The 26,660-nt window shown below is 72.3% G+C and carries 21 protein-coding genes; 12 read left to right on the plus strand and 9 right to left on the minus strand.

What is annotated here, in order from left to right; genetic code table 11:
• Nucleotides 1-4: 4 nt before the first annotated feature.
• The 5 genes from ACFP1K_RS24315 to ACFP1K_RS24335 form a co-directional block, all read right to left on the minus strand.
• Nucleotides 5-1,081, minus strand: coding sequence for an NADH-quinone oxidoreductase subunit B family protein (locus ACFP1K_RS24315; RefSeq protein ID WP_380757207.1), 1,077 nt, complete (start codon nt 1,079-1,081; stop codon nt 5-7).
• An 18-nt stretch (nt 1,082-1,099) separates the two neighbouring features.
• On the minus strand, nt 1,100-1,798 hold the full coding sequence (locus tag ACFP1K_RS24320; RefSeq protein ID WP_380757209.1) for a D-sedoheptulose-7-phosphate isomerase: 699 nt from the start codon (nt 1,796-1,798) through the stop codon (nt 1,100-1,102).
• Nucleotides 1,785-2,435 (minus strand): D-sedoheptulose-7-phosphate isomerase, encoded by a 651-nt coding sequence (locus tag ACFP1K_RS24325; RefSeq protein WP_380757211.1) that lies wholly within the window; start codon nt 2,433-2,435, stop codon nt 1,785-1,787. The genes ACFP1K_RS24320 and ACFP1K_RS24325 overlap by 14 nt, the downstream gene beginning before the upstream one ends.
• A gap of 144 nt (nt 2,436-2,579) precedes the next feature.
• Nucleotides 2,580-3,236: a dienelactone hydrolase family protein gene (locus tag ACFP1K_RS24330; RefSeq protein WP_380757213.1), complete on the minus strand. Its 657-nt coding sequence runs from the start codon at nt 3,234-3,236 to the stop codon at nt 2,580-2,582.
• Nucleotides 3,237-3,277: 41 nt separating this feature from the next.
• Nucleotides 3,278-5,293, minus strand: coding sequence for an erythromycin esterase family protein (locus tag ACFP1K_RS24335; protein ID WP_380757215.1), 2,016 nt, complete (start codon nt 5,291-5,293; stop codon nt 3,278-3,280).
• A gap of 613 nt (nt 5,294-5,906) precedes the next feature.
• On the opposite strand from ACFP1K_RS24335, the gene ACFP1K_RS24340 reads away from it, so the two are divergent.
• Nucleotides 5,907-7,328 (plus strand): family 2B encapsulin nanocompartment shell protein, encoded by a 1,422-nt coding sequence (locus tag ACFP1K_RS24340; RefSeq protein WP_380757217.1) that lies wholly within the window; start codon nt 5,907-5,909, stop codon nt 7,326-7,328.
• 206 nt (nt 7,329-7,534) lie between these two features.
• A complete protein-coding gene (locus ACFP1K_RS24345) occupies nt 7,535-8,557 on the plus strand; it encodes a family 2 encapsulin nanocompartment cargo protein polyprenyl transferase (RefSeq protein WP_380757219.1) in 1,023 nt (340 codons plus the stop codon).
• 238 nt (nt 8,558-8,795) lie between these two features.
• On the opposite strand, the gene ACFP1K_RS24350 is transcribed toward ACFP1K_RS24345, so the two are convergent.
• Nucleotides 8,796-11,456, minus strand: a complete 2,661-nt coding sequence (locus ACFP1K_RS24350) for a glycoside hydrolase family 6 protein (protein WP_380757222.1) — start codon at nt 11,454-11,456, stop codon at nt 8,796-8,798.
• Nucleotides 11,457-11,962: 506 nt separating this feature from the next.
• Here ACFP1K_RS24350 and ACFP1K_RS24355 point away from each other — a divergent pair.
• From ACFP1K_RS24355 to ACFP1K_RS24385, 7 genes are all read left to right on the plus strand, one after another.
• Entirely contained in the window at nt 11,963-13,606 is a 1,644-nt protein-coding gene (locus ACFP1K_RS24355; protein ID WP_380757224.1) for a histidinol-phosphatase, read from the plus strand.
• Nucleotides 13,603-14,160, plus strand: coding sequence for a hypothetical protein (locus ACFP1K_RS24360; RefSeq protein WP_380757226.1), 558 nt, complete (start codon nt 13,603-13,605; stop codon nt 14,158-14,160). Before ACFP1K_RS24355 ends, ACFP1K_RS24360 begins: the two co-directional genes overlap by 4 nt.
• Nucleotides 14,161-14,317: 157 nt before the next feature.
• A complete protein-coding gene (locus ACFP1K_RS24365) occupies nt 14,318-14,833 on the plus strand; it encodes a DUF6879 family protein (protein ID WP_380757228.1) in 516 nt (171 codons plus the stop codon).
• Nucleotides 14,834-14,867: 34 nt separating this feature from the next.
• A complete protein-coding gene (locus ACFP1K_RS24370) occupies nt 14,868-15,392 on the plus strand; it encodes a truncated hemoglobin (protein ID WP_380757230.1) in 525 nt (174 codons plus the stop codon).
• Entirely contained in the window at nt 15,389-17,131 is a 1,743-nt protein-coding gene (locus ACFP1K_RS24375) for an FAD-dependent monooxygenase (protein ID WP_380757232.1), read from the plus strand. Before ACFP1K_RS24370 ends, ACFP1K_RS24375 begins: the two co-directional genes overlap by 4 nt.
• 110 nt (nt 17,132-17,241) lie before the next feature.
• Nucleotides 17,242-18,369 carry a GNAT family N-acetyltransferase gene (locus ACFP1K_RS24380; protein WP_380757234.1) on the plus strand — a complete coding sequence of 376 codons (1,128 nt, stop codon included), beginning with the start codon at nt 17,242-17,244 and terminating at the stop codon, nt 18,367-18,369.
• Nucleotides 18,366-19,646 (plus strand): MFS transporter, encoded by a 1,281-nt coding sequence (locus ACFP1K_RS24385; RefSeq protein WP_380757236.1) that lies wholly within the window; start codon nt 18,366-18,368, stop codon nt 19,644-19,646. Before ACFP1K_RS24380 ends, ACFP1K_RS24385 begins: the two co-directional genes overlap by 4 nt.
• A gap of 50 nt (nt 19,647-19,696) precedes the next feature.
• Here ACFP1K_RS24385 and ACFP1K_RS24390 read toward each other — a convergent pair whose 3' ends face one another.
• Together ACFP1K_RS24390 and ACFP1K_RS24395 are read right to left on the minus strand one after the other, a co-directional pair.
• A complete protein-coding gene (locus tag ACFP1K_RS24390; RefSeq protein WP_380757238.1) occupies nt 19,697-20,428 on the minus strand; it encodes a PIG-L deacetylase family protein in 732 nt (243 codons plus the stop codon).
• A 169-nt stretch (nt 20,429-20,597) separates the two neighbouring features.
• A complete protein-coding gene (locus ACFP1K_RS24395) occupies nt 20,598-20,846 on the minus strand; it encodes a hypothetical protein (protein ID WP_380757240.1) in 249 nt (82 codons plus the stop codon).
• 214 nt (nt 20,847-21,060) lie between these two features.
• On the opposite strand from ACFP1K_RS24395, the gene ACFP1K_RS24400 reads away from it, so the two are divergent.
• Nucleotides 21,061-22,047 carry a DNA polymerase ligase N-terminal domain-containing protein gene (locus tag ACFP1K_RS24400; protein WP_380757242.1) on the plus strand — a complete coding sequence of 329 codons (987 nt, stop codon included), beginning with the start codon at nt 21,061-21,063 and terminating at the stop codon, nt 22,045-22,047.
• On the opposite strand, the gene ACFP1K_RS24405 is transcribed toward ACFP1K_RS24400, so the two are convergent.
• Entirely contained in the window at nt 22,032-22,862 is an 831-nt protein-coding gene (locus ACFP1K_RS24405; protein WP_380757244.1) for a universal stress protein, read from the minus strand. The two genes, ACFP1K_RS24400 and ACFP1K_RS24405, sit on opposite strands and share 16 nt — an antisense overlap.
• Before the next feature lie 165 nt (nt 22,863-23,027).
• On the opposite strand from ACFP1K_RS24405, the gene ACFP1K_RS24410 reads away from it, so the two are divergent.
• A complete protein-coding gene (locus ACFP1K_RS24410) occupies nt 23,028-25,268 on the plus strand; it encodes a terpene synthase family protein (RefSeq protein WP_380757246.1) in 2,241 nt (746 codons plus the stop codon).
• A gap of 57 nt (nt 25,269-25,325) precedes the next feature.
• Nucleotides 25,326-25,622 (plus strand): antibiotic biosynthesis monooxygenase, encoded by a 297-nt coding sequence (locus ACFP1K_RS24415; RefSeq protein WP_380757248.1) that lies wholly within the window; start codon nt 25,326-25,328, stop codon nt 25,620-25,622.
• Nucleotides 25,623-26,660 lie beyond the last annotated feature (1,038 nt).

Here is a 26,660-nt window from a genome sequence, read left to right on the forward strand (position 1 = left end):
CATGTCAGCTCCAGGGAGCCTTGTAACCGGTGAGCAGTGCGCGGCCCTTGGACCGCCACTTCGGCTCCTTGTCGACCGTGTGCAGCGTGATGCCGCGCAGTCTGCGGATCACCCCGCCGTAGACCGTGCTGGCGGCGGTGGAGATGAGCGCGCCCGGCGGCTCGTCCATGAACGGCATGAACTTGTCGGGGAAGCCGGGCATGGTGCAGGCGATGCAGATGCCGCCGACGTTGGGGCAGCCGCCGATCCCGGCCATCCAGCCGCGCTTCGCCACGTTGCACTTCACCACCGGGCCCCAGCACCCGATCTTGACCAGGCACTTGGGCGAGCCGTACTCGTAGGCGAACTGCCCCTGCTCGTAGTAGCCGCCCCGGTCGCAGCCCTCGTGCACGGTCTGGCCGAACAGCCAGGTGGGGCGGAGCGCCTCGTCCAGCGGGATCATCGGCGCCTGGCCGTTGAGCTGGTAGAGCAGGTACAGCAGCGTCTCGGACATGTTGTCCGGCTGGATCGGGCATCCGGGCACGTTGACGATGGGCAGGCCCGCCTTGGACCGCCAGTCCCAGCCGAGGTAGTCCGCCAGGCCCATCGATCCGGTCGGGTTGCCCGCCATGGCGTGGATGCCGCCGTACGTCGCGCAGGTGCCCGCCGCGATCACGGCGGTGGCCTGGGGCGCCAGCCGGTCCAGCCACTCGGGCAGCGTCATGGGCTGGCCGGTCTCGGGGTTGTTGCCGAACCCCGACCAGTAGCCCTCCTGCTTGATCGACTCATTGGGGATCGAGCCCTCGACGACCAGCACGAACGGGTCGAGGCCGCCGTGCGCCGCCAGGAAGTACCACTCGATCATGGCGTCCGCGCCGCCCGCCGGGCCGCTGTTGTAGTCCAGGAGCGGCCAGTGCACCTCCACCTTGGGCAGTCCCGGCAGGGCGCCGAGCAGGATGTCCTCGATGGCGGGTTGCGTCGCGGCGGTGAGCGCGACGGAGTCGCCGTCGCAGCTCATGCCGGCGTTGAGCCAGAGTATGTGGACGACGGGTTCCCCCGTGTCCGGCCCGGCGGTGTCCGCCGCCCCGGTTTGTACGGCCATGCCGCCTCCCCATTCCGCTCAGGTGCCGATGGGCGTCGAGTCGCGCAACGCGTGCTGGGTGGCCTCCCACAGGATGTGGTAGACGGTGGTCTGCGCCTCCTGGATGCGGTGCACCGAGGAGGAGGGGACGATGAACAGGTGGTCGAGCACGCCGTCCATGGAGGACTCGGCGAGCTGCCCGCCCTCGTAGCCGGCGAGGGCGACCGTCAGCAGGCCGCGCGCCCTGGCCTCGCGGAACGCGCCGAGCATGTTGGCCGAGCCGCCGCTGGTGGACAACCCGAGCGCGATGTCCCCCGGGCGGGCCAGCGCGGCGATCTGGCGGGCGAAGACCACCTCGAAGCCGGCGTCGTTGGACAGCGCGGTGACCACCGCGACGTCGCAGGTCAGGCACAGGGCGGGCAGCGGGCGGCCCTCCCGCGGGTTGAGGAACGTGGTGGCCACCTGCTGGGCGTCGGTGCTGCTGCCGCCGTTGCCGAACGTGAACAGCCTGCCGCCCGCGGTGAACCGTCCCGCCATGTCCCTGGCGCACTCGACGATCCGGGTGGCGTGCAGCGCCGCGACCCGGCGCCGCAGGTCCGCGATCTCCGCCACCTTCTCCCTGGTGGACGCCGCCGCCTGCGCCACGGCGTCCGCGTCCGTCCCGCCGGGCCCGGGGTACAGGAAGGGGTACAGACCGCGCACGCCCTCCCCGCCGCCCCGTCGCTCAGCCGTCACCATGCGCCGTCTCTCCCGGGCACGCGACGGGCGCTGTCTCGCCCGCCCCGATGCGGGCGTGGAAGACGTGCACCAGCTCCCACAGCACGTGGTAGGCGGTGACGTGGATCTCCTTGACGACGAGAGGGTCCGGTGAGTCCGCGACGAGCACCTGGTCGACCGCCGGGCTGCGTGCGATCGCCCCGCCGTCCCCGCCGGTGAGGGCCAGGGTGAACAGGCCGAGCCCGTGCGCCGCCTCCAGGCCGCGCAGCACGCTCGGGCACCGCCCGTCCGGCGAGATGCCGAGCGCCATGTCCACGGGCTCGGCGAAGCACCGGATCTGATGGGCGAACGCCTCGGCCGCGCCGTCCCGCCCGGTCACCCCGGAGACGGTCGCGGCGTCGTTGCTCAGCGCGATGGACGGCAGCGCCCGCTTCCCCACCACCACCGGGTGCATGAACTCGACGGCCACATGGGAGGCGTCCGTCCCCGCGCCGCCCGCGCCGAACACGATCAGCTTGCCGCCCCGCCGGAACCGCCCGGCCATCTCGCGACAGGCCCACGCGATCCGCTCGGCGTCGTCCCCGAGCCGCGCCCCCACGGCGTCACGCCGGCTGAACGCTCCGTCGACCGCCGTCCCCGCGGTGGATGTCACAGGCATGGTCACACTCCGTCATGTACCGTGACCGCCAGGTTACGACCCGTACACAAGCCGTCGACACCCCAACCAGGACAACCCGCAGTAAAGCCTTCATGCCCCCCACCAACCCCACGGTTCACACCGGACGGCACGCGCGGCGGAGGGTCAGGCGTCGTCTCGCGAGAGGTGGCGGGTGAACCAGGTGCGGGTCAGGGCGGCGACGCGGTCGAGGGCGCCGGGCTCCTCGAAGAGGTGGGCGGCGCCGGGGACCAGGGCAATGCGGGAGTCCGGCGGGAGGCAGGCGAGGGCCGCGCGGTTGAGGTCGATCACCACGGGGTCGCGTTCGCCGACGATCAGGAGGGTGGGCTGGCGGACGCGGGTCAGGTGCTCGCCCGCCAGGTCGGGGCGGCCTCCCCTGGAGACGACCGCGCGGACGGCGCCGGGGCGCTCGGCCGCGGCCACCAGGGCGGCGCCCGCGCCGGTGCTGCCGCCGAACAGGCCGATGCCGAGGCCGGTCAGGGACTCGCAGGTCGCCATGCGGTCGGTGACGGAGACCAGGCGGGAGGCGAGGAGGCCGATGTCGAACCGGGGCGCGACCAGGGTGTCGGCCGTCTCCTCCTCGGGGGTGAGCAGGTCCATGAGGACGGTCGCCAGGCCGGCCCGCTGGAGTTCGGCGGCGACGTGCCGGTTGCGCGGGCTGTGGCGGCCGCTGCCGCTGCCGTGGGCGAAGACGACCACGCCGTGGGCGGGGTCCGGGACGACGACGTCCGCCTCCAGGGCGACGCCCGTGGCGACGAACGATGTGCTCTGGCGGACCACCATCGCTTCCTCCTCCCTTCCGGAGCGGTCCGGGTCCCGCGCTCTCAGCCGCCCGGCGGGAACGCCGGCGCGGCGTCCAGGGGATCGACCGCGTGGGTCTCGTCGATGTGGACGACCGCGTCGAACTGGTCGCCCACCCGGGCCCGGACGTACTCGCCGTCGCCGGTGGACGGGATGACGTCGGCGAGCACGTGTTCCGGGCGGGCCGAATCGAAGGCGCCGCCGCCGGGGAACGTGACCAGGAAGTCCTTTGCCCCCACTTCGTGGAACAAAGCTTCCACGCTGCCGGGGACGGCGGGGCCGGACGGGACGGACGCGGGCGGGGCGCCCCAGCGGGGGGCGGCGGTCACGGTGCCGGTGTAGCCGGTGAGGCCGAGCAGGCGGCAGTCGCCGGGGTACCGCTCGCGCACCAGGCCGCCGACGCTCAGCTCGCCGCGGCAGGCCGCCTCGGTGGCGCGGGCGTCGCCGAGGTGAGGGATGGTGCCCCACACGACGATCCGGGCCGGGTCGTCCCGGTGGCCGCCGAGGTGGTCGAGCAGCGCGCCCAGCGTGTCCGCCATGTGCCGGTCACGCAGGTTCCACGAGCAGATGCGCCCACGGAACAGCGCCCGGTCGTGTTCCTCGGCCGTGTCCATCGCCAGCCGGACCCGCTCGCCGTAGAACAGCTCGTCCTCGGCGGGCATCCCCCGCTCCCGTGCGCGGCGCAGCGCCGCCCGCCGCACCTGCGCCAGCCGCGCGACGATCTCGCGTTCCCTCCGCTCCCCCGCCCCGCAGGCGGCGGCGAAGAGGGGTTCCCCGCCCTCACCCGGGAGGACGGGCTCCCCGCCGGGGAACGCCGAGAACCCGCCCCCGCCGCGGTGGACGCCGGCTCCGAGGTCCTCGCGGCCCAGGTGGCCGTGAGCGAGGGCGGCGCGGGCGCGGGCGGCGGCAGACGGGTCGACGGCGTCCAGGCGGGTGACGACCTCGGCCACGGCGCGGTGCATGCAGTACAGGTCGAGGCCGTAGAACCCGACGGCGGGGGCGCCCGCGGGGAGGCGGAGGTTGTGGCGGCGCAGCCATTCGACGAAGTCGAGGACGACCGTGTTGCGCCACGCCCAGGCGGGGAAGCGGCGGAAGCCGCGCAGGGCCTGCTCGCCGGTGGTGTCGGTGCCGGCGCCGCGGGTGTAGCCGTCGACGCGGTGGGCGTCCGGCCAGTCGGCCAGGATGGCGACCGCGCCGAATCCCTTCTCCTCGATCAGCGCGCGGGTCAGCTCCACCCGCGCGGCGTGGAACTCCCGCGTGCCGTTGGAGGCCGCGCCGATCAGCACAAGGCCGGCGTCGCCGACCATGCCGAGCAGCGCCTCGGTGCGCGCGGCGCCCTCGCGCGGCTCCACGACGCCCGCGGCCACGGCGGGCACGCGGCCCACCCCGCGGCCGTCGGCGCGGCGTCGCAGCAGCTCACGCGCCTCACCGGCGGTGGTCTCCGCGGTCCGGCGGTAACAGCGCGCCGGCGACAGGAACGCCGCGGGGGCGGTCGCGCACACCACCTCGTCGGCCTCCTCGGCCAGTTCCCGCACGGTCGGCTCGCACGCGGCCGGCAGCGCGACCACCAGGCGGGCCGGGCGCATCAGGCGCAGGGCCCGGACGGCCGCCCGCAGCCGCGCCCCGGCCGCCAGCCCGTCGTCGGCGAGGATCGCGACCGCGCCCTCGACCCGCCGCGCGGGACGGTCCTCGCGGTAGTGCCGCTCCCAGCGCTGAACCTCTCGCCCCTCCCAGGCGGCGACGTGCTCCACCACCTCGGGATCGATGGCGAGGCCGCGGACGACGTCCTCGTTGAGCGCGATCACGCCGTGCGCCGCGACCGCGCCCATCAGCAGGTCCTCCTGCCCGGGGACCCCGAGCCCGCGCACCACCAGCACGTCGAGCGGGGCGTGCAGGGCCTCGGCGATCTCGGCCGCCACGAGCGCCCCGCCGAGCGGCATCGCCAGCACCACCACGTCGTGGCGTCCCCGGTAGGCGCCGAGCAGCCCGGCCAGGGCGCGGCCGGCGTCCCGGCGGTCGTGGAACAGATGCTCGGACATGGCGGTGCCTCGTGTCCTCGGACGGCAGGTCGTCCGCGGCACGCCCCGGCGGCGGATGCCGCACCCGGAGGGCGGACCGCTCCGACCTCGGCGGTCACCCCGAGCCTACGCCCGCGTCCTCCGCCTTCTTCTGGCCGCCCCGCGCGGCCAGACAGGGGACTTCCACCGCATAGCTCAACAGAGCCGGTCAATATCTGCATCATTCATTTACCTGGCATCCGTCGAATAGCCGGGCATTTTCCTGTCGCGGGGGAAAATCTTTATTCACCCCGCCCCCACGGCCTCGACACCGGCAATTGACACCCGAAAGATCGGCACCGCATAATTACTGCGTCCAGCGCCCGGTCGAGCGTTAGGCAGCAGGTCACACCCCCCGTATCCCCCACCGATAATCCCCCCGTCCCCCCAGTGATGGCGAACAGTGTTCACGATCCACGTTCGACCGTTTTCACGCTCCGACCGGCATTTCCGCCGTCGTCACGCCTGCCCGCGCCCCTGCGGTACCGGCGCCGCGACGCCGGCCGACGCGCACCGGACCGGAACCGGCCAAATGACTTCCGAGTTATCCCCGGCGTTTTCCCGTGCAATGCGATAAAGATTGGTGGTGCGGGTCGTGACAGAGACCCTTGATGCGCACGAGAACCTGCAGAACGGCCAGCAGAACGGGCAGCAGCAGCGAAGCCTGGCACCCAGCGCGGCCCGCAATCTGGCGACCACGACCAAATCGCAGCCGCAAATGCAGAACATCTCGTCGAGGTGGCTGCTGCGCGTCCTGCCCTGGGTCCACGTCGCCGGCGGCACCTACCGCGTCAACCGCCGCCTCACCTACGACATCGGCGACGGGCGGCTCAGCTTCACCGTGCAGGGCGGCGACGTCAGGGTCGTGCCGCCGGAGCTGCGTGAGCTGGCGCTGCTGCGCTCGTTCGACGACGACTCCGTCCTGGAGGAGCTGGCCGACCGCTTCACCCAGCAGCAGTACGAGACCGGCGACGTCATCGTCGAGCGGGGGCGGCCCGCCGACCGCGTCGTCCTCATCGCGCACGGCAAGGCCAGCAAGGTCGGCGCCGGCGAGTACGGCGACGAGACCATCCTCGCCGTCATGGCCGACGGCGAGTACTACGGCGCCCAGGCCATCGCGGCGAGCGACCCGGGCACGTGGGAGCACACCGTCAAGGCGGTCACCCCCACCACGACGCTCAGCCTGTCCCGCGAGTCCTTCCAGGAGCTGATGGGCCGGTCGGAGTCGTTGCGGATCCACGTGGCGGCGCAGCGGGCCGGCCACCGCCCCCCGCACAACAAGCTCGGCGAGGCGGCCATCGCGATCACCTCGGGGCACGCCGGCGAGCCCACCCTGGACGGCACGTTCGTCGACTACGAGACCTCGCCGCGCGAGTACGACCTCAGCGTCGCCCAGACGGTGCTGCGCATCCACTCCCGGGTCGCCGACCTGTACAACCAGCCGATGAACCAGACGCACCAGCAGCTGCGCCTGACCATCGAGGCGCTGCGCGAGCGCCAGGAGCACGAGCTGATGAACAACCGCGAGTTCGGCCTGCTGCACAACGCCGACCTGCGCCAGCGCGTCCAGACGCGCACCGGCCCGCCCACCCCCGACGACCTGGACGAGCTGCTCTCCCGGCGCCGCAAGTCCAACTTCTTCCTCGCCCACCCGCGGACCATCGCGGCGTTCGGCCGCGAGTGCAGCAAGCGCGGCCTGTACCCCGACACCGTCGAGCTCCACGGCCACGCCATCCCCGCCTGGCGCGGGGTGCCCATCCTGCCGTGCAACAAGATCCCCATCACCAAGACCCGCACCAGTTCCATCCTGGTGCTGCGCGTCGGCGAGGAGGACCAGGGCGTCATCGGCCTCCACCAGACCGGCCTGCCGGACGAGTACGAGCCGAGCCTGTCGGTGCGGTTCATGGGCATCGACGACCAGGCGATCATCTCCTACCTGGTCAGCGCCTACTACTCGGCGGCGGTGCTGGTGCCGGACGCGCTCGGCGTGCTGGAACACGTCGAGATCGGCCACTGACCGGGCGGCCGGGGACGGCGCGACCGGGGCCGGGACACCCCGGTCCGCCGCCCGGCCCCGCCGAGAACCATGGGTCGGGACGGGCAAATGTGATGAAGTCATGGAGACGGTCCCGGCGCCCCCCCGGCGCCGGGCCGGCCTCCGCACGGCACCAGGACACCGCAGCGACGGCGGGAACGGAAAGGGCGGCGCACATGGCCGAGGTGATGACCACCGCACGGCCGGCACCCGAGGTGCTGGCGTGGAGCCGCGACCTCGTCGGTCCAGCCCTGCGTGCCGCCGTGGAGACCCTCCCGCCGTCCATGCGGGACATCGCGGGCTACCACTTCGGCTGGCTGGACGAGCACGGGCGCCCCGCCACCGGGGACGGCGGCAAGGCGATCCGGCCCGCGCTGGTGATACTCGCCGCCGAGGCGGCGGGCGGCACGGCCGGGGCGGCGGTGCCCGGCGCGGTCGCGGTCGAGCTGGTGCACAACTTCTCCCTGCTGCACGACGACGTGATGGACGGCGACGTGACGCGCCGTCACCGGGCCACCGCCTGGCACGTCTTCGGGACCAGCCGGGCCATCCTCGCCGGGGACGCCCTGCTGACACTGGCCTTCGACGTGCTGGCGGGCAGCGGTCACGCCGCCGCGCGGGAGGCGGCACGGGTGCTCGGCGCCGCGGTGCTGGACCTCGTGGAGGGGCAGAGCGCGGACACCGTCTTCGAGACGCGGCAGGAGGTCGGGCTGAACGAATGCGTGCGCATGGCCGAGGGCAAGACCGGCGCCCTGCTCGGGTGCGCGTGCGCGCTCGGCGCGCTGCTCGGCGGCGGCAGCAGCGAGCGGGCCGGTCGCCTGCGCCGGTTCGGCGACCGTCTCGGGCTGGCCTTCCAGTTCGTGGACGACCTGCTCGGCATCTGGGGCGACCCGGTCGTCACCGGCAAGCCGGTGCACTCCGATCTGCGCAACCGCAAGAAGTCACTGCCGGTGGTGGCGGCCCTGTCGTCCGGCACCCCGGCCGGGAACGAGCTCGCCACGCTGTACCGGGGTGAGCATGAGCTGGACGCCGCGGACCTCACCCGCGCCGCGGCGCTCATCGAGGCGGCGGGCGCCCGCGCCTGGAGCCGGGAACGGGTCGACGAACTGTTCAACGAGGCCCTCACCCACCTCTTGTCGGCCGACCCCGTCTCCCGCCCCGCCGCCGAACTCCGCACCCTCGCCCATCTGATCGCCCACCGCGACCACTGATCGTCCGGGATCACCGGACCCCCGGCCGGACGGCGGAGTGCGGACCGCCGTCCGGCCGGACGCGAAAAACCGTCGCACCGCCGCAGGGGACGGCGGTGCGACGGGTGTCGCCGTGCCCGGCGTCTCCCGGTGCCGTTTCCGGCGGGACCCCTGCCCGGGAGACGCGGTGGCGACGTGGGGGCGGGCCCCGCCACGGTCTGATTGATCAGCCGCGACAGGGCCCGCTGCTCGGGTGCGGTTACGACAGAGCCGGGTAGGCGTTCTGCATCAGCTGACGGAACTGAGCCGAGAACCACGCGCCGGAGATCGGGGCGTCGCCCAGGGCACCGGTGGGGTTGTTACCGTTGCGCTCGTTACCTCCGTAGGAGGGGTCGCACATCCGGTCGAAGCCCTTGCCCTGGTTGTTTGGGATCTCCGTGCTGGAACCGTCGGACTCGCCCGGGGGCTTGATCCAGACGTAGGCGTCGATGCCGGTGGCGGGGTTCGCCCTCGGCCGCTCGCCCATGCCCGCACCGCTCTGGTTGCACCAGTTGCCGGCGTGGGCCCTACGGTCCACCTTCGACGCGTTGACGAAGGTGTTCAGGTCGGTCGAGGTGCTCGGACCTGTCGGACGGGCCGAACCACCCCAGCCGTTGCGGGAGGTGTCGATCAGCATTCCGATGTTGCTGCTGAAGCCCTGCGACACCAGGCGGGTACGGAAAGCCTGGGCGAAGGACAGCTCGTCGATGTACTGGTTCCAGTCGACCCAGCGGGACTGCCGGATCTGCTGGCCGTTCACCGAGCCGCCGACGGTGAAGTACGGCTCCTGAAGCGACGAGTAGTTGGCGGTGTTGGTGATGAAGCCGGTCACGCTGCTGAAGCCGGCGGTGGTACCGCGGACGGTGGAGGCGAACAGCTCCGCCGAGGGACCGAAGTTGGTGTCCCAGCCGAGCCAGCCGTGGTGCGCGGCGTCGACGTAGTTGTACACGTTCGGGACCGCGTACAGCTTGTTGAGCGCGTACTGCACACCCTGGACGTAGGCACCGGAGCTCTGCGCCTCGGCGCAGGCCGCGATGTTGGTGTTGGTGACCAGGTTGGGCAGCGAGTCGATCTCGACGATCGCGATGATCCGCAGGTTCCGGTAGGCCGAGTCCGCCATGATCGAGGTGATCGGGTCGATGTACTCGGTCTTGTAGCGGTTGAGGCCGTTCTCCGCGATCTTCAGCTCACCGTTGGAGGCGAGAGCCGAGCAGTCGCGGTTGGGCAGGTTGTAGATGACGAACTGGATCGTCAGCGCGCTGCTGCCGTTGGCCGCGTCCTGACGAACCGCCTCGTCCAGGTGCGCACGCACACCCATCGCGTCGCTGGAGCCGGCGATGGCGGCGATGCGGTCGATCCACACACCGGTGGAGGTGTTGGAGACGCGGGTGCCGCCCGGCTCAGCGGCGGCCTTGGCCGACCAGTCGGGGTTCACGTAACCGGTGGCGCCCACGTACGGGTTGTCGACGCGCGTGGGGTTGGTGACACCGTCGTCGTCCGACTCGGTCGCGGTCACCGTCACCGAGGTCAGCCCGGAGGAGGCCACGGTGATGGGACGGGTGCCGTTGGTGGAGTCGGAGTCCTGGGCCGCCGCGAGCGTCACCGTCTGCGGGGTCTGCCAGTTCGACGTGGTGAACGTGAGGCTCGCGCCGCTCGACACCGTGATGTTGGTGTCGCCGCTGCCGGCCGTGTTGGTCACGGTCACGCTGGCGGTGGGGGCGATGGCCAGACGCACGGTGTAGCTGGCGGTGCCGCCCTCGGGCACGGTCACGGCGGTCGACGAGACGGTCAGGGACTGCGTGCCCTGGCTGGTGTCGTCGTCGGCCTCGGTCGCGGTCACCGCCACCGAGGTCAGCCCGGAGGAGGCCACGGTGATGGGACGGGTGCCGTTGGTTGTGTCGGTGTCCTGGGCCGCCGCGAGCGTCACCGTCTGCGGGGTCTGCCAGTTCGACGTGGTGAACGTGAGGCTCGCGCCGCTCGACACCGTGATGTTGGTGTCGCCGCTGCCGGCCGTGTTGGTCACGGTCACGTTGCCGGTGGGGGCGATGGCCAGACGCACGGTGTAGCTGGCGGTGCCGCCCTCGGGCACGGTCACGGCGGTCGACGAGACGACCAGGGACTGCGTGCCCTGGCTGGTGTCGTCGTCGGCCTCGGTCGCGGTCACCGCCACCGACGCCAGCCCGGAGGCCGTCACGTTGATGGTCCGCGTGCCGTTGGTGGTGTCGGAGTCCTGGGCCGCCGCGAGCGTCACCGTCTGCGGGGTCTGCCAGTTCGACGTGGTGAAGGAGAGGCTCGCGCCGCTCGACACGGTGATGTTGGTGTCACCGCTGCCGGCCGCGGAGGCCACGGTCACGTTGCCGCTGGGCGCCGAGGACAGGCTCACCGCGTAGGTCGCGGAGCCACCCTCGGGCACCGTGACGCTGGTCGGGGTGACGACCAGGGTCGGGGTCTGCGGGTTGCCGCCGCCGTTGCACGCGACACCGTTGATCGCGAACGCCGTCGGGTTCGTGTTGGTGCCGCTGAAGCTCCCGTTGAACCCGAGGGTCCAGCTCGCGCCGGACGCCTGGGTGCCGTTGTACGACATGTTCCGAGCTGTCACGTTCGCGCCGGACTGCGACCACTCGGCGCTCCACCCGTTGGTCACCCGCTGGTTACCGGGGAAGGCGAAGGTGAGTGTCCAGTTGGTGAGCGCGTCGCCGGTGTTGCGGATGGTGAGGTTGCCGCCGAACCCGGTGCCGCCCTCCCAGGCCTTGGTATACGTGACCTCGCAGGCGACCGCCGCACTCGCGGAGGTCGGGCTGACGACGAGCCCGACGGCGGCGGCGAACAAGACCGCCGTCCCCGCCAGGGCTCTACGCCAGAAGCTCTTGTGGGGTCCCATCGTCTGTAAATCTCCCTCACGTAACTGTTGGGGGGGTCGCCGCCTTCTTGTGGACGGCCAAGCAGCGCCCAGCTCGGACACGCGGCGTGGGAGCGCTCCCATAGTCCGGTTGTTTCGGGAGGATGTACAGCAGATTGCAAGCCCCCGCCATCGAACGCGTGCCCCCGCGCCGACATGCCGCGAACAGTCGTGCCGTGGCCTCGGCAAACGCGTCCGGCACTGTGATCCCGGCCCCGCGACATCCGATGAAACATTCATCTGGTACGACCTCCGACCGGACCGGCGCCCCGGCGGCCCGCGGGGAGAGATCGCCAGCCGTTCGACCCCATGCGGCTCTGACCTGTTCACATCAGGTTCAGCCGCTCTTGCCAGGGTGCCCTGCGTAGCCGGAGCACGAAGCCGTCCGGCGGGACGAAAGGCAGGAAATGGGACACGGCCACCCTCACGGTCACTCTCACGATCACTCGCACACGCACGACGGCGGGCACACCCTCGACCAGGGCGACATGGCCGCCGTCGTCGACATGTCGGTCCCCGACGGCGAGCTCTCCCCCGGTCAGGTGTCCAGGCGCCAGGTGTTCCGCCGCGCCGGACTGCTCGGCGCCGGGCTCACCGCCGCCGGCGTGCTCGGCACTCCCGCCGCGGCCTCGGCCGCCACGCCGCAGCACACCGGCGGCGACCGCGAGCCGCGCGGCGGCTACCTGTGGCTGGCCGGTGACCACCACATCCACACCCAGAGCAGCTCCGACGGCATCTACAAGGTGAGCGACCAGGTCGGGCACGGCGCCGCGTACGGCCTGGACTGGATGGTCATCACCGACCACGGCAGCGCCGCGCACGCCAAGATCGGTGTGGAGAAGGTCAACCCCGACATCGTCGCCGCCCGCCGCGACCACAAGGACACCCTGGTGTTCCAGGGCCTTGAGTGGAACATCCCGGCCGCCGAGCACGGCACCGTGTTCGTGGCCCCGGGCCGCAACGAGGTCGCCACGCTGAAGGAGTTCGAGAACTCCTACGACGGCTCGGTGAAGAACGCGGGCGCCAACACCCCGCAGAACGAGGCGCTGGCCATCGCCGGCCTCAACTTCCTGGCCGAGTCGGTACGCCGCCGCCGGGTCGAGGCCGCGCTGTTCCTCGCCAACCACCCCTCGCGCAAGGGCCTGGACTCCCCGCACGAGATCCGCGGCTGGCGCGACGCCCAGCCCGGCATCGCGGTCGGCATGGAGGGCGCGCCGGGCCACCAGGCCGCGGGCATCCCCAAGCCGAACGGCCCCGGCGGCGGCCGCGGCTTCTACGACAGCACCCCCGGCGCCGACTCCCACCCCGGCTACCCGCCGGAGAGCTACAAGACGTTCGGCGGCTTCGACTGGATGACCTCGACCGTCGGCGGCCTGTGGGACAGTCTGCTGGCCGAGGGCAAGAGCTGGTGGATCACCGCCAACTCCGACGCCCACTCGATCTACGCCGACACCACCGCGCGCGGCGGCGGCGACTTCAACGCCAACGGCCGGTACGACGACCCGGCCTACGGCGGCGCCCCCAACCTCACCGCGGGCGACTTCTGGCCCGGCTACTACAGCCGCACCCACGTCGGCGCGCGTTCCTTCTCCTACACCGCGGTCATGGACGCCATCCGTGAGGGCCGCGTATGGGTGGACCACGGCGGCCTGATCAGCGGCCTGGTCGTGCGGGCCCGCCAGTCCGGCACCGGCCAGCTCGGCGTGACCCTCGGCGACACGCTGCACGTCCGCAAGGGCTCCAAGGTGGAGATCTCCATCGAGATCACCCTGGCCGGGCTCCCCAACTGGGCGCAGTACGTGCCGGCCCTGGCCCGGGTGGACGTCATCCAGGGCGACGTGACCGGCCCGGTCACCGACAAGGACGTCTTCACCACGCCGAAGACCAAGGTCGTGTCCTCCTTCGAGGTGGGCAAGAAGACCGGCACCGTGACGTTCACCTACAAGGTTGGCGCGGCCGACCGCCCGGTGTACGTGCGCCTGCGCGGCACCGACGGCAACCGGAGCGCCCCCGGGCTGCTCGGCGCGGCCGTGGACCCGAACGGCCCGGCGATCGACGTCTTCGGCGACGCCGACCCGTGGAAGGACCTGTGGTTCTACAGCAACCCCATCTGGATCGTGCCCCGCGGATGATCCTGGGCCTCGACACAGGCTCACGGACTCTCACCGAGGCCGAGCACCTTCTCCATGACCTGGTGAAGGGGCTCGGCCTCCCCGCCGGCACCGTGGCCTGCACGCATTTCGTCCGCACCGCCGAGGGACCGCCGCACGTGGCCTGCTCGGTGACCGTGCCGGACGCCCCCGACCCCGCGGCGCTGCCCGGAGGGGCGGGCACCGCGCTCGGCGGCCACCGCTCCGGCCCGGCCGCCCTCGCCGAGGGCGCGGCCCTGGCCGCCGCCGCGCACACGGCCGGCACCGGGGGCCGCCTCGTGCTGTTCCCCGGCCGGGACGAGCTGACCGGCACGCTCGGCGTGGCCGACGTGGTGGCCCGTTCGGGGATCGACCGCGTCGTCGTGCTGGCCCAGACCGAGGATCCGGCGCCGGGCACCCCGCTGGTCACCAACGACCACGTGCGTCCGCAGTGGCGCGACGGGGAAGTGGTGCTGTTCGCCATGCCCGCGGCGGGCGGGCGGCTGATGCCCGCCGAGGTGCCGGACCCGACCCCCTGCTGCGCCGACCACGGCTGAGCGGGACCGCACGCTGAAAGAAGCGGGGCCGGTGCGCCCGCTGCGACGATGGGGGTCTCATCGAGCAGGCTGCCCCGGCTCTGGCTCCCCACCTGGCCCTGCGCGAACGGCCGGGTTCCGGGCGGTGGGACGGCGGGGCTCGTCACGGAGGTCGACCATGACGACGACGACGGTCCCCGAGTTCAAGGATCTCATCGCGGGAACGCGCTTCTCGGCGCTCCACCTGGAGATGCGCGACCAGTACACCCCCAAGGGCGCGGTCTTCGTGGACTGGAAGGCCGGGGTTCCCATCGAGCTGGAGCGCCACCAGGCGTGGGTGGACCTGGTGGGCGAGACGATCGGCCGGGGCGTGGACTGGCGCCGCGCCCGGATCGTCTCCGAGCCGGTGACCGAGTTCATCCGCTACGAGCACGAGACCACCACCATCGTGAACGTCCCGGCCGGCGAGTCCGTGCGGTGGCTGCCCCGCCGCTTCGCGTCCGACCTGCTGCTGCCCGGCAACGACTTCTGGGTGTTCGACGAGAAGCTGGTGCGGTTCACCCACTTCACCGGGGACGGCGCATACGGGCCGCACGAGCTGACCGACGACCCCAAGGTCGTCAAGGCGTGCCTCGCGGCCTTCGAGGCCGTGTGGGCGCGCGGGATCGACCACAAGGACTACCAGCCCGTCTGAGGCCGCGCCGCGCCCCTGGTGAACGGGAGATCCCATGCCGACGTCATCCGTGCCCGCACATGACGGGAAGGTCCTGCTGGTCGCCGACGAGGGCGTCAAGCCGGCCGAGCACATGACCGCGTCCGAGGTCGACAAGAAGGTCGAGGACTTCTACACCGGGATCGGCGGGGAGGCGTTCTTCCGCGCGCTGGCCACCCGGTTCTACGAGCTGGTCTCGCGGGACGAACTGCTGGTCCCGCTGTTCCCGGTGCACGACTGGGCGCGGCACGCCGAACGGCTGGCCGCGCACTACGCGCAGATCTACGGCCAGAACGACCTGACGGCGGCCTGGGATCCGCGGCTGCACCAGGCGCACAGTCACATGCTCATCACCCGGGACCAGCGGCTGCGGTGGCTGGCGCTGATGAGGGAGGCCGGGGCGTCGCTGTCGGCGCCCGAGCCGCACTTCACCGAGTTCATGACGATCATGAAGATCGCCAGCGGCGAGATGATGGCGGTGTCGCGGGGCGCGGCCATCGCCCGTGGGAAACGGTTCCACTGGGACGGTTCTCCCCGATGACGCCGCAGCCGCCGCGCCGGGTCGCGGTCGTCGGCGCGGGGGCCGCGGGCGCGTTCTTCACCCTGGAGCTGTCGCGCCTGCTGCCCGACGTGGCCGTCGACCTGTACGACCGCGCGGAACGCTCCCCCGGAGCTGGCATCGTGATGTCCTGGGAGTTCGCCGAACGGGTCAAGGCCACCCACCCCGAGGCGTTCGCGCTGCCCGGCACGGCCATGGCCACCTGGGACCGCACGCTGACCGTCGCCGGGGACGAGCACATCTGGTCCGGCGCGTACGGCATGTTCGGGCTGACCCGGCGGGTGTTCCGGCGGCACGCCGCGGAGCTGGCCGCCGCGCTGCCGAACGTGCGGTTCCTGCGGCACGACGTGCTCAGCCGGCCGTCCGGGGCGGACCTGGTCGTGGTCGCCGACGGCGCGAACAGCCGTCTGCGCGGGCGGTACGGCGGGACGTTCGGCACCCACGGCACGCCCGGGCGCACCGTTTTCCTCTGGATGCGCACGCCGGCCGTGCTGGAGCCCACCTTCGTGCTGCGCTCGGCCGGGCCGGGGCTGCTGATCGTGCACTCCTACCCGCACGGCGCGGCGGAGAGCACGTTCATCGTGGAGGCGCACCCGCGGACGCTGGACGCGCTCGGCCTGCTGGAACGGCCGTTGCCCGAGGTCGAGCAGGAGCTCGCCGGGATCTTCGCGGCCGAGCTCGGCGGGGCGCCGCTGCACTCGCAGACCTGGGGGTGGCGGGCGTTCCCCACCATCGTCAACGAGCGCTGGCACGACGGGCGGACGGTGCTGCTCGGCGACGCGGCGCACACCGTGCACTTCTCGATCGGCTCGGGCACCGCGCTCGCCATCGACGACGCCTTCACCCTGGCGGGCTCGCTCGCCGCCGAGCCGTCCCTCGGGGACGCACTGGACGCGTACGCCGCGGCCCGCCGCCCGGTGGTCGACGCCGCCCAGGCCGAGGCGCGCGACAGCCAGCAGTGGTTCGAGACGCTGAGCCTGCGCCCCCGGCTGCGCGGCCACCAGACGGTGTTCGCCCTGCGCAGCCGCCGCGGCGCCAACACCTACGCCCGCCTGAAGTCGCGCGACCCCGGCTTCACCGCCGCCACGGTCGCCACCCTCGCGGGCCGCGCCATCCCGGCCGACCCCGCCGACCTTCCCCTGACCCTCGGCGGCCTCCAGCTCACCGGCCGGATCGCGACGCCTGCCCCGGTCCCGGGGCCCTTCACCGGCGCCCGCCCCGGCCCCCAGACCGGTCCCGATGCCCACGCCGCTCCCCGCGCGCTGGTGCTGCCCACCGCGGCCGGCGGTGCCTGGTGCCTGGTGACGGACGGACCGCCGGGCGACATGTCGCCCGTGCCGCCGTGTGTGCTGATCGAGACGAGCGACCGGACCGACCCCGCCACACTGGTCCCCGCCTACAGGTCGGCGGGGGCGTGCGCGGTCGGCCTGCTGCTCCCCGAGGACACGACGCTGAAGAACGCGCACGGCGCCGACTTCCTGGCCGTGCCCGCCCAGCCGGGCCCCGGCAGGGTGGAGCGCACCCGGCTCGCCGACCGCATCAGGTACGACCACGACCTGCCGGTCCTGCTCCTGTCCGCCGATGAGCTCCCCCGCGACGAGATCGACACCCTGATCGCCGCCGGGCGGGCCGACCTGGTGGCGGCCGCGTCCCCCCGGGACCTGGCCCGTCTCCCCGGCACGGCCCCGCCCGTGACGCCGCGGGCGGTCCCGGCCCGCTGACCGGGGCGGTCGCGCACTCTCGAAGATGCCGCGGGAGCGGGGACGCGGAACAGTGGTGGGGATCGGTGGTCTGAGCCAGGTGAATCATTCCTCCGGACGCGGGAGGGTCAGTGGCTGGTGTCGTTGCCGGGCGGGACGTCGCTGACGCTCCGGTGGACGGGGCGCGGTTCGCGGTGCGCGACGGCCTGCCCGAGGACTGGGACGCGCAGGCCGGGGACGGCCCCGCGACGCTGAGCTCCCGCTGGGTGGGGCTGGCGGCGCCCCGGCTGCCCGGGGGCCTGCGGACGTTCGGGCTGTACGATGGGGAGCGGTTGTCGGTCGGCTTCGTGGGCGGGGTGCAGGAGGCGCCGACCGGGCATCCGCGGTTCGACCCGCACATGATCTTCAGCGGGGGGTCGGCCAGGGACGACGTCGCGCTGGCGGCGGGCGGGCCGCACCCGTGGGCCGGGGTGGACCCCGGCGAGGTGTTCCCGTGCTGCCTGATCATGTTCCCCAACTACGAGACGGCGCCCGCCGGGCGGGACGCGCGGGACCCGGAGGCGGCGCGCCGGTTCGCGGACGGGCTGACGCGGTGGGCCCGGGACAACGGGATACGCAGCGTCGCCTACCTCTACCTGCGCGGGGACCACCCCGAGTTCGGCGCGGCGCTGACCGCGGCCGGGTACACGCTGATCCCCATGGTCGAGCGCTGCGACATGCGGGTCGGGTGGACCGACTTCGAGGGATACCTGCGCACGCTGTCCCGCAACAAGCGCACGGCGGTGCGGCGGGAGCTGCGCGAGATCCAGGCGCGCGGCATCACCGTCACCGAGCGGGCCGTCACCGATGACGAGCCGGAATTGATCCGGCTGCGCTGCAACCTGGTCGCCAAGTACGGCGGCGACCCCGACCCCGGGCGTGAGGCCCATTCGCTGCGGTACCTGCGCGACCACTTCGGCGCGGGCGACCTGATCGTGGTCGAGGCGCGCAAGGACGGCAGGATGCTGGCCTTCAGCCTGTTCATCCGGGACGGCGACAGCCTGACCGTCCTGATGAACGGCACCGACTACGACGACCCCGACGCCTCGTTCATCTATTTCGCGACGATGTTCTACCGCCCCGCCGAGATCGCCCCCGCCCTCGGGGTGCGGGCCATCGGGTACGGCATCGGGACCATCGCCGCCAAGCAATCACGCGGTTGCGTGACCGACACCCTCTACGCGGCCGTGCAGGCGACCGATCGATGGGAGACGTCTTGACTGTCACCGAGGAAAACGAGGCCGCCCCCTCGGCGCCCCGATCGCTGCGCGACCGCCTGTCGCGGCTGCTGCCCCCGGCGGGACCCGGCCGGATGCTCGTCATCTGCTCGGCCGTGTCCAGCGTCGGCAACGGGTTGTACCTGTCGGGCTCGGCGGTCTACTTCATCCGCGAGGTGGGGCTGTCGTCCAGCCAGGTGGGCATCGGCCTGTCCCTGATCGGGCTGGCCAGCCTGCCGATCAACGTGCCGCTCGGCCACCTGGCCGACCGCTTCGGCCCCCGCGAGGTCACCGTCCTGCTGACGCTGGCCAAGGTGGTGGCGCTCGGGCTGGTCACGCTGGTCGCGAACTTCCCCGCGTACCTGCTGGTGGTGGGCCTGCTCGGCATCGCCGACAGCGGCGGGCAGGTGTCCCGCGGCGCGCTCATCTCCGGGCTGATGGGCCGCGAAGGACGGGTGAAGCTGTCGGCGTACCTGAGGTCGGTGTTCAACGCGGGCTTCACCATCGGTGTGCTGGCGGCCGGCGTGGTGATCGCGATCGACACCCGGCCCGCGTACCTGTCGCTCATGTGGGGCAACGCGCTGGCGATGCTCGTCGCGGCGGCGCTGTACCTGAGGCTGCCCCGGGTGCCCGGCACCCGCGGCGACCGCGCGCGTGACGGCGACGGCGGGTGGATGTCGCTGCGCGACTGGCCGTACCTGGCGGTGGCGCAGGTGGCGGGGATCGCGCGGCTCGGGCCGGTGCTCGCCGCGGTCGGCCTGCCGGTGTGGCTGGTCACCCAGACGGAGGCGCCCAGGGCGCTGGCCGCCTGGCTCATGGCCATCAACACGGTGATGGTGGTGTTCCTGCAGGTCCGCGCCGCGCGAGGCGCGGACACCGTCCCCGGGGCCGCCCGGCTGCAACGCTGGACCTTCCTCGGGCTCGCCGCCGCCTGCGTGATCACCGGGCTGGCCGCCGGGGTCCCGGCGGTGACGGCCACCGTCATCATGGTGGTCGCGATGATCGTCTTCTCGCTGGGCGAGATCTGGGGCGAGGGCGCCCGGTGGGGCCTGCGCTACGAGCTGGCCCCCGACCACGCCCAGGGCAAGTACGGCGGCCTGTTCTCCACCGGCGACGCGCTGGCCGCCGTCGCGGGCCCGACGCTGGTCACGCTGCTGCCGGAGTACTTCGGTCTCGGCGGCTGGGCCGTCCTGGCGGCGTTGTTCGGGGCCGGGCTGGTTCTCAGCGGCCCGGTCATCCGGTGGGCGGAACGCACCCGTCCCGCCCCGCAACCGGCCTGACCTCTCGTCCGCCCTGGCCGGCGGGCACCCCTTCGAAGGGTTCCCGCCGGTCAGACGCCGATCACCTCGAAGGCGATGGCGGGAGTGCCGCCGAATCTGCGGCCGAACCGCTCCACCTTGGCCGCAAGGAATCCTCTGGCGTCGGCCATCGGGTGGCCGGGGGGAAGGGCCGGGAGGTAGGAGCGGTGGGCCTCCAGGGCGGCGACGCCCTGGTCGAGGGTGCCGGTGACGTCCACGGCGTGCCGGGCGTACGGCGAGCCGCCCACGGCGGCGTAGCGGACGCCCGGCCACGGCTTGAGTCCCCTTTCCATCAACTCGGGGAAAATCCAGCGATTTCCCGCGTCGGCCGCGGCGTCCAACGCGGCCGTACCGACATTACGGTGATCCGGGGAATTCCAGTCCCCGCTCCTCCAGCGTGCGTGATGATTGAGCGTCACCAGAATGTCCGGCTGGTATGTCCGGATCGCGGCGGCGATGTCGCGGCGCAGTGACAGGCCGTACTCGATGACGCCGTCGCGGTGGCCGAGGAAATCGACCTTGCCGACGCCCACCACGGCCGCCGCCTCGATCTGCTCGCGCTCGCGGATCCTCCCCGCCTCCTCGGGGGTCAATGAGTCGATGCCCGCCTCGCCGCGGCTGGCGATGACGTAGACGACCTCCTTTCCCGCCGCGGTCCACGCCGCCACCGCGCACGCGGGCCCGTATTCCAGGTCGTCCGGGTGGGCCACGACCGCGAGCGCCCGCTGCCAGTCGTCCGGCATCGGCGCGTACGGCTCTGCCATGTCTCTCCTTCGGTCGTCCGTGCCCGCGGGCACGGGATGGTGCGGCGTTCCTCCGGGTCGCGCCGGGGTTCGGGCGGACCGGGTCCGGGGCCGGCGGGGCCGGTGGCCAGAGTGCGCCACCGGGCCCCGCGAGCACCGCGGACCCGTTCCGCGGTGGTCTCATCCGGGGTTAGTCCCAGACCTTCATCGCGTCCCAGACCTGGAGCTCGTCCCAGACCTTCCACTCGTCCCAGACCTTGAACTCGTCCCAGACGCGGCGCAGCTCGTCGCGGTCCCAGACCTTGTGGCGGTCCCAGACCTCCAGGTCGTCCCAGACCTCCAGCCGGTCCCACACCTCGAGCTCGTCCCAGACTTTCGCCTCGTCCCAGACTTCGAGCTCATCCCAGACCTGGAGTTCGTCCCAGACCTTTTGTGCCATTTGCTCAACCCCTTTCCGATGGCTGCGGAATTGTCTCCGCGCAATCAACTCTGCGGCCCGCGGGGGCCCGAAACCAGGGAAAGGAAAGTCAGCAAGTTGCCCGCGTCCGCCCGCTTCCTGCCAGCCGAACACTTGACGATCCCGGCCGCCGAAACGAACCGTTTCAGGCGGCTCGGAGGGGAATGTCGCGCCCGGCGCGGGTAGAACGATCGGTGTGGCGGACAGATTAAAACGGTATCGGAGCAAGCGCGACCCCCTGCGCACCGCCGAACCCGTCCCCGCCGAAGGCCCGCAGCCGGCGGGCGGCGACGACACGTTCGTGATCCAGGAGCACCACGCGCGGTCGCTGCACTGGGACCTGCGCCTGGAACGGGACGGCGTCCTGGTCTCCTGGGCCATCCCCAAGGGCCTGCCTCCCGACCCGGGCACCAACCACCTGGCCGTCCGGACCGAGGACCACCCGATGGAGTACGCCGCCTTCGAGGGCGAGATCCCGGCGGGCGAGTACGGCGGCGGCACGATGACGATCTGGGACCGGGGCTCCTACGAGACCGAGAAGTGGAGCGACCGCGAGGTCAAGGTGGTGCTGCGCGGCTCCCGGGTCTCCGGCAGGTACGTGCTGTTCCGGACCCGCGACCGCAACTGGATGATCCACCGGATGGACCCGCCGGACGACGGCTGGGAGCGCCCGCCCGCGTCCCTCGCCCCGATGACACCGGTGACCCGGGCCCGCGCGCCGCGCGAGCCCGAGGCCTACGCCTGGGAGTTCGCCTGGGGCGGGCTGCGGGCGCTCGCCCACGTCCAGGGCGGCCGGCTCACGCTCCGCTCGGCCACCGGCGCGGACATCACCCAGGAACACCGCTGGCTGCGCCCGATGGCCGGGACCTTCGGGAGCAGGTCCGTGATCCTGGACGGCGAGATCGTGCCGCTGGCGGGCACCCCGGTCTACGTCGCCTTCGACGTCCCGCACGACGACGGGCGCTCCCTGCTCACCGAGCCGTACACCACCCGCCGGGCCGTCCTCGCGGACATGGCGATCGCGGGCCCCCGGTGGCAGACCGCGCCCGCCTGGCCGGGCGAGGCCGTGGCCGTCCGCCGCGCCGCCCGCGAGCAGCGCCTGCCCGGGGTGGTGGGCAAACGCCTGGACTCCCCCTACCTGCCCGGCGAGGAGTCCGTGTACTGGATCTACCTGCCCTCCTGAGCCTCGCCGGACGAGGTGGGGACCACCACGACGGGGCATCCGGCGTGGTGGAGGACGCCGTGGCTCACCGAGCCGAGGAGAAGGCCGGTGAGGCCGCCGACGCCCCGGGAGCCGACGACCAGGCACTCGGCGCCGGAGGCGGCGTCCAGCAGGACGTCCACCGGGTGGCCGGGGACGTCCAGCTCGGCCACCTTGACGGCCGGGTGACGGACACGGGCGGCCGCGACGGCGCGGGCGGCCGTGTGCGGAGAGCCGGCCGGGACGTCGTTGGTCGTGGCGTGGACCACGATGAGGGCCGCGCCGGTCCTGGCGGCCTCGGCGAAGGCGAACTCGATCGGCGCCGCGCCGATGTCCGCGTCGTCGACGCCGAGCACGAGTTCCGGGCGCGGAGGGACCGCCTGGTCGCGGACCACGGCGACCGGGCAGGCGGCCCGGCCGGCCACCCCGAGGGCCACCGAGCCGAGCAGGGCGCCGCGGAAGCCGCCGATGCCGTGGTTGCCCACCACGAGCAGCTCCGCGTCCGCCGCCGCGGCGATCAGCGCGCCCCGGGGATCGCCGGGCAGCCGCCCCGAGCTCACCACGGCCCCCGGCGCCTCCTCCCGGACCGCCGTGACGGCCTCGTCGAGCACCGCCTGCGCGCCCGCGCGCATCCACCGGGCGACCCCCGCGTACGGGCCGCTCTCGTCCGGGTCGCACGCCCACGCGGGCATGACGTGCACGACGCGCAGGGCCGAGCCCCGCTGCGCCGCCGACCGGGCCGACCAGCGCGCCGCGGCCACCCCCGCCTCCGACCCGTCGACTCCCGTCACGATCACGACTGCCTCCTCGCCTTCATCACAGCGACCGAAGAGGGGGAAGGGCAGGCTCGAAGGTCTCCACCGGCCGGGACCTACGACCTCCCGCGGTGCGGTACTGTAAGCGATGTTCTGCTCACGGTAAGTGACACAGCACGGCCGGTTCAGGAAAGGGAGGCGCCCCCCATGCAGGCCTTCACGTTGCCCGACTTCTATCTGGCCTACCCGCCCCGGCTGAATCCGCACCTGGAACGCTCCCGGGCGCACAGCATGGGCTGGGCCCGGCGCATGGGCATGCTCGACACCCCCACGCCGGACGGCGGCGTCGTCTGGGACGAGGACGCGCTGGCGCGCATGGACTACGCACTGATGTGCGCCTACACCCACCCCGACTGCGACGGCCCGGCGCTCGACCTGATCACCGACTGGTACGTCTGGGTGTTCTTCTTCGACGACCACTTCCTGGAGCTGTACAAGTACTCCCGCGACCTCGCCGGCGCCAAGGCCCATCTCGACCGGCTGGAGCTGTTCATGACCGCCGAGGGCGAACAACCGCCCGAGCCCGAGAACCCCGCCGAGGCCGGGCTGAAGGACCTGTGGGAGCGCACCGTCCCGTCCATGTCCGCCGCCTGGCGGCGCCGCTTCACCCTCAGCACCCACAACCTCATGGTCGAGTCGATGTGGGAGCTCGAGAACATCGAGCGCGGCCGCATCGCCAACCCCATCGAGTACGTCCAGATGCGCCGCCGGGTCGGCGGCGCCCCCTGGTCGGCCAACCTCGTCGAGTACGCCGCCGGGGCCGAGGTGCCCGGCGCGCTGGCGGCCACCCGGCCGCTGCGGGTGCTGTGCGACACCTTCGCCGACGCCGTCCACCTGCGCAACGACCTGTTCTCCTACCAGCGCGAGGTGCGCGAGGAAGGCGAGAACTCCAACGCCGTGCTGGTCTTCGAGAGGTTCTTCGACTGCACCACCCAGCAGGCCGCCGAGCTGGTCAACGACCTGCTCACCTCCCGGCTCCAGCAGTTCGAGGACACCGCGCTGACCGAGATCCCCGCGCTGCTGGCCGAGCACGCCGTCCCGCCGCACGAGCAGGCCGCGGTGGCCGCGTACACCAAGGGCCTCCAGGACTGGCAGTCCGGCGGCCACGAGTGGCACGCGCGCTCCAGCCGGTACATGAACCAAGGCGCGCTGTCCGACTCCCCCGGCGTGCTGGACGGCCCGGCCGGGCTCGGCACCTCGCTCACCCGGCTCGCGCGGTCCGCGCTGCTCACCGGGCTGCCCCGCCGGGCGCGCGCGCACTCCTACGTCCCGTTCGAGCAGGTCGGCCACCTGCCGCTGCCCACCCTGTACATGCCGTTCCCGATCCGCACCAGCCCCCACCTGGAAGACGCCCGGCGCCACTCGCTGGAGTGGGCGCGGGACATGGGCATCTTCGACTCACTGCCCGGGGTCGAGGCCGGCGGGCTGTGGGACGAGCGGCGCTTCCACGGCATGGACCTCGCGTACTGCGCCGCGATGATCCACGCGGACGCCGAGCCCGAGGGGCTCGACCTCTCCGCCGAGTGGCTGGTCTGGGGCACCTACGGCGACGACTACTACCCCGCGGTGTTCGGCGCCACCCGCGACCTCGCCGCCGCCAAGGCGTGCGACGACCGGCTGGCCCTGTTCGTCCCCCTCGACATGGGTGCCACCCCCGAGCCGCTCAGCCCCCTGGAGCGCGGCCTGGACGACCTGTGGCGCCGCACCGCCGACCCGATGTCCCCGTCCCACCGGCTGCGGTTCCGCACGGCGGTCCTCGACTGCACCGCGAGCTGGTTGTGGGAGCTCGCGAACCAGGCGAAGCACCGCATCCCCGACCCCATCGACTACGTCGAGATGCGCCGCAGGACCTTCGGCTCGGATCTCACGATCGCCCTGTCCCGCATCGCCTCCTCCGACGAGATCCCCCAAGAGGTCTGGCAGCACCGCACCCTGCGCGAACTCGACACCGCCGCCCAGGACTACGCCTGCTTCACCAACGACCTGTTCTCCTACCAGAAGGAGATCGAGTTCGAGGGCGAGCTCCACAACCTGGTCCTGGTGGTCCAGAAGTTCCTGGACGTCGACCGCTGGAAGGCCAGAGACGTCGTCGCCGACCTGATGACCGCCCGCATGCGCCAGTTCGAGCACCTGGCCTCCACCGCCCTCCCCGCCCTGTTCGATGACCTCTCCCTGGACGAGACGTCCCGCGCCGCCCTCACCCGCCACGCCGACCTCCTCAAGGAATGGATGTCCGGCATCCTCGAATGGCACCGCCGCGTCCCCCGCTACACCGCCCCCGAACTCCGCCGCATCCGCGCCACCCAAACCCCCCAGACCTACACCTTCCTCCCCACCGGCCCCGGCACCACCGCCATCCACCTCCCCGCCGACGTCCCCGCTCTCTGACCTCGCTGATATAGTCACTAATATTGACTGTCATCATCAGTGACCAAGGAGACCGGCATGACCACGATCGAGCTCACCAGATTCACCGTGACCGAAGACAAGGTCCCCGAACTCCTGGCCGCCCGCCCAGCCATGCTCAAAGACTTCACCGAAGACCGCACCGGCTTCCTAGGCGCCCGCCTCATCCGCCTCCCCAACAACGAATGGCTCGACATCGTCGAGTGGACAGACCCAGCCGCCCACACCACCAGCCGAACAAAAGGCCCCAACCGCCCCGGCATAGCCCGCTTCTTCGCCGCCATCGACACCCTCATCAGCACCGAAGAGGGCACCACAACCGACCCATCGACCTGAACCACCCCCGGCGCCCCGGGGAAACCCGGGGGAACCGGGGGTCTCGCCATACAGCGGTGCCGGGTTCGCTGTACGGGGACAACCCGGGTGAGTGGACGCCAGCGGAAATGGTCCTTGCGCCGGGCGCGCTCCGCGCGGAAGAGCGCAAGGGCTGTTCTTATGCGGGGGACACCCCCGCGCCCCCGGGTCCTGCCGGGCTCATGGTGCTCCACCGCGAGGTGGCGACCGTCCCGCCGAATGGCGTGATTCCGTACGCGAGCTGAAGACCCGAGATGTTCCCGATACCGAGTGGTCGGACTTGCTTACTCTCCTCAAGACGTCACAAATTCCGCCACTTCAGGGCACGTCATCCACCGCGATCCGTGTGTTTCGCCGTACGAGTGGTGTTTCGCCGTACAGGGTGGTGTTTCGCCGTATGCGGCGCCGGGTTCGTTGTACGGCGTCTTGTCGTCGCGGTGCCGTCCAGGTCACGTCCACGGGACCGGTGACCGGGATTGGCGGTGGCGGGTGCGAATCAGGTTCGCCGGGGCGCCCGCGTTCGCGGGGTAGCGTCAGCGTGCGTTGATGAATACGCCGTGGATCGGGTGGGCCATGGTCGACGAGGTGGGAATCGACAACGGGTGGGCCCATCCACCCCAGCCGGAGGGGTTTGTTGTCGTTGGTCCCTTGGCATCAGCTGTTCCTGATCCGGCAACCCGGGGTGATGTCTCGCCGTACAGCGGCGCCGGATTCGCCGTACCACGTCCCGCCGCCTCGGCGCCGATCGAAGACACAGCCAACAGCGGTAGACAGCTGGACGCCGACGGAAATACGCCACAGCCCGGTCATCGACTTCGCCGTATCGCGTTCTGCCGTCGTGGCGCCGGCCAAGGCGTCCGCCGAGGCAGACGTCTGGCCGGGGTGGACAACCCGTGCGGGCAACGGAAGAGGCGTTAGCTCGACCGCCGTCCGGCGGTGCCGGGTTCGCCGTACCGCGTCCCACCGTCGCGGCGCCGGCCAAGGCGGCCGCCGAGGCAGACGTCTGGCCGGGGTGAACAA

It is taken from the genome of Sphaerisporangium aureirubrum (assembly GCF_042658925.1).
Classification (GTDB): Bacteria; Actinomycetota; Actinomycetes; order Streptosporangiales; family Streptosporangiaceae; genus Sphaerisporangium; species Sphaerisporangium aureirubrum.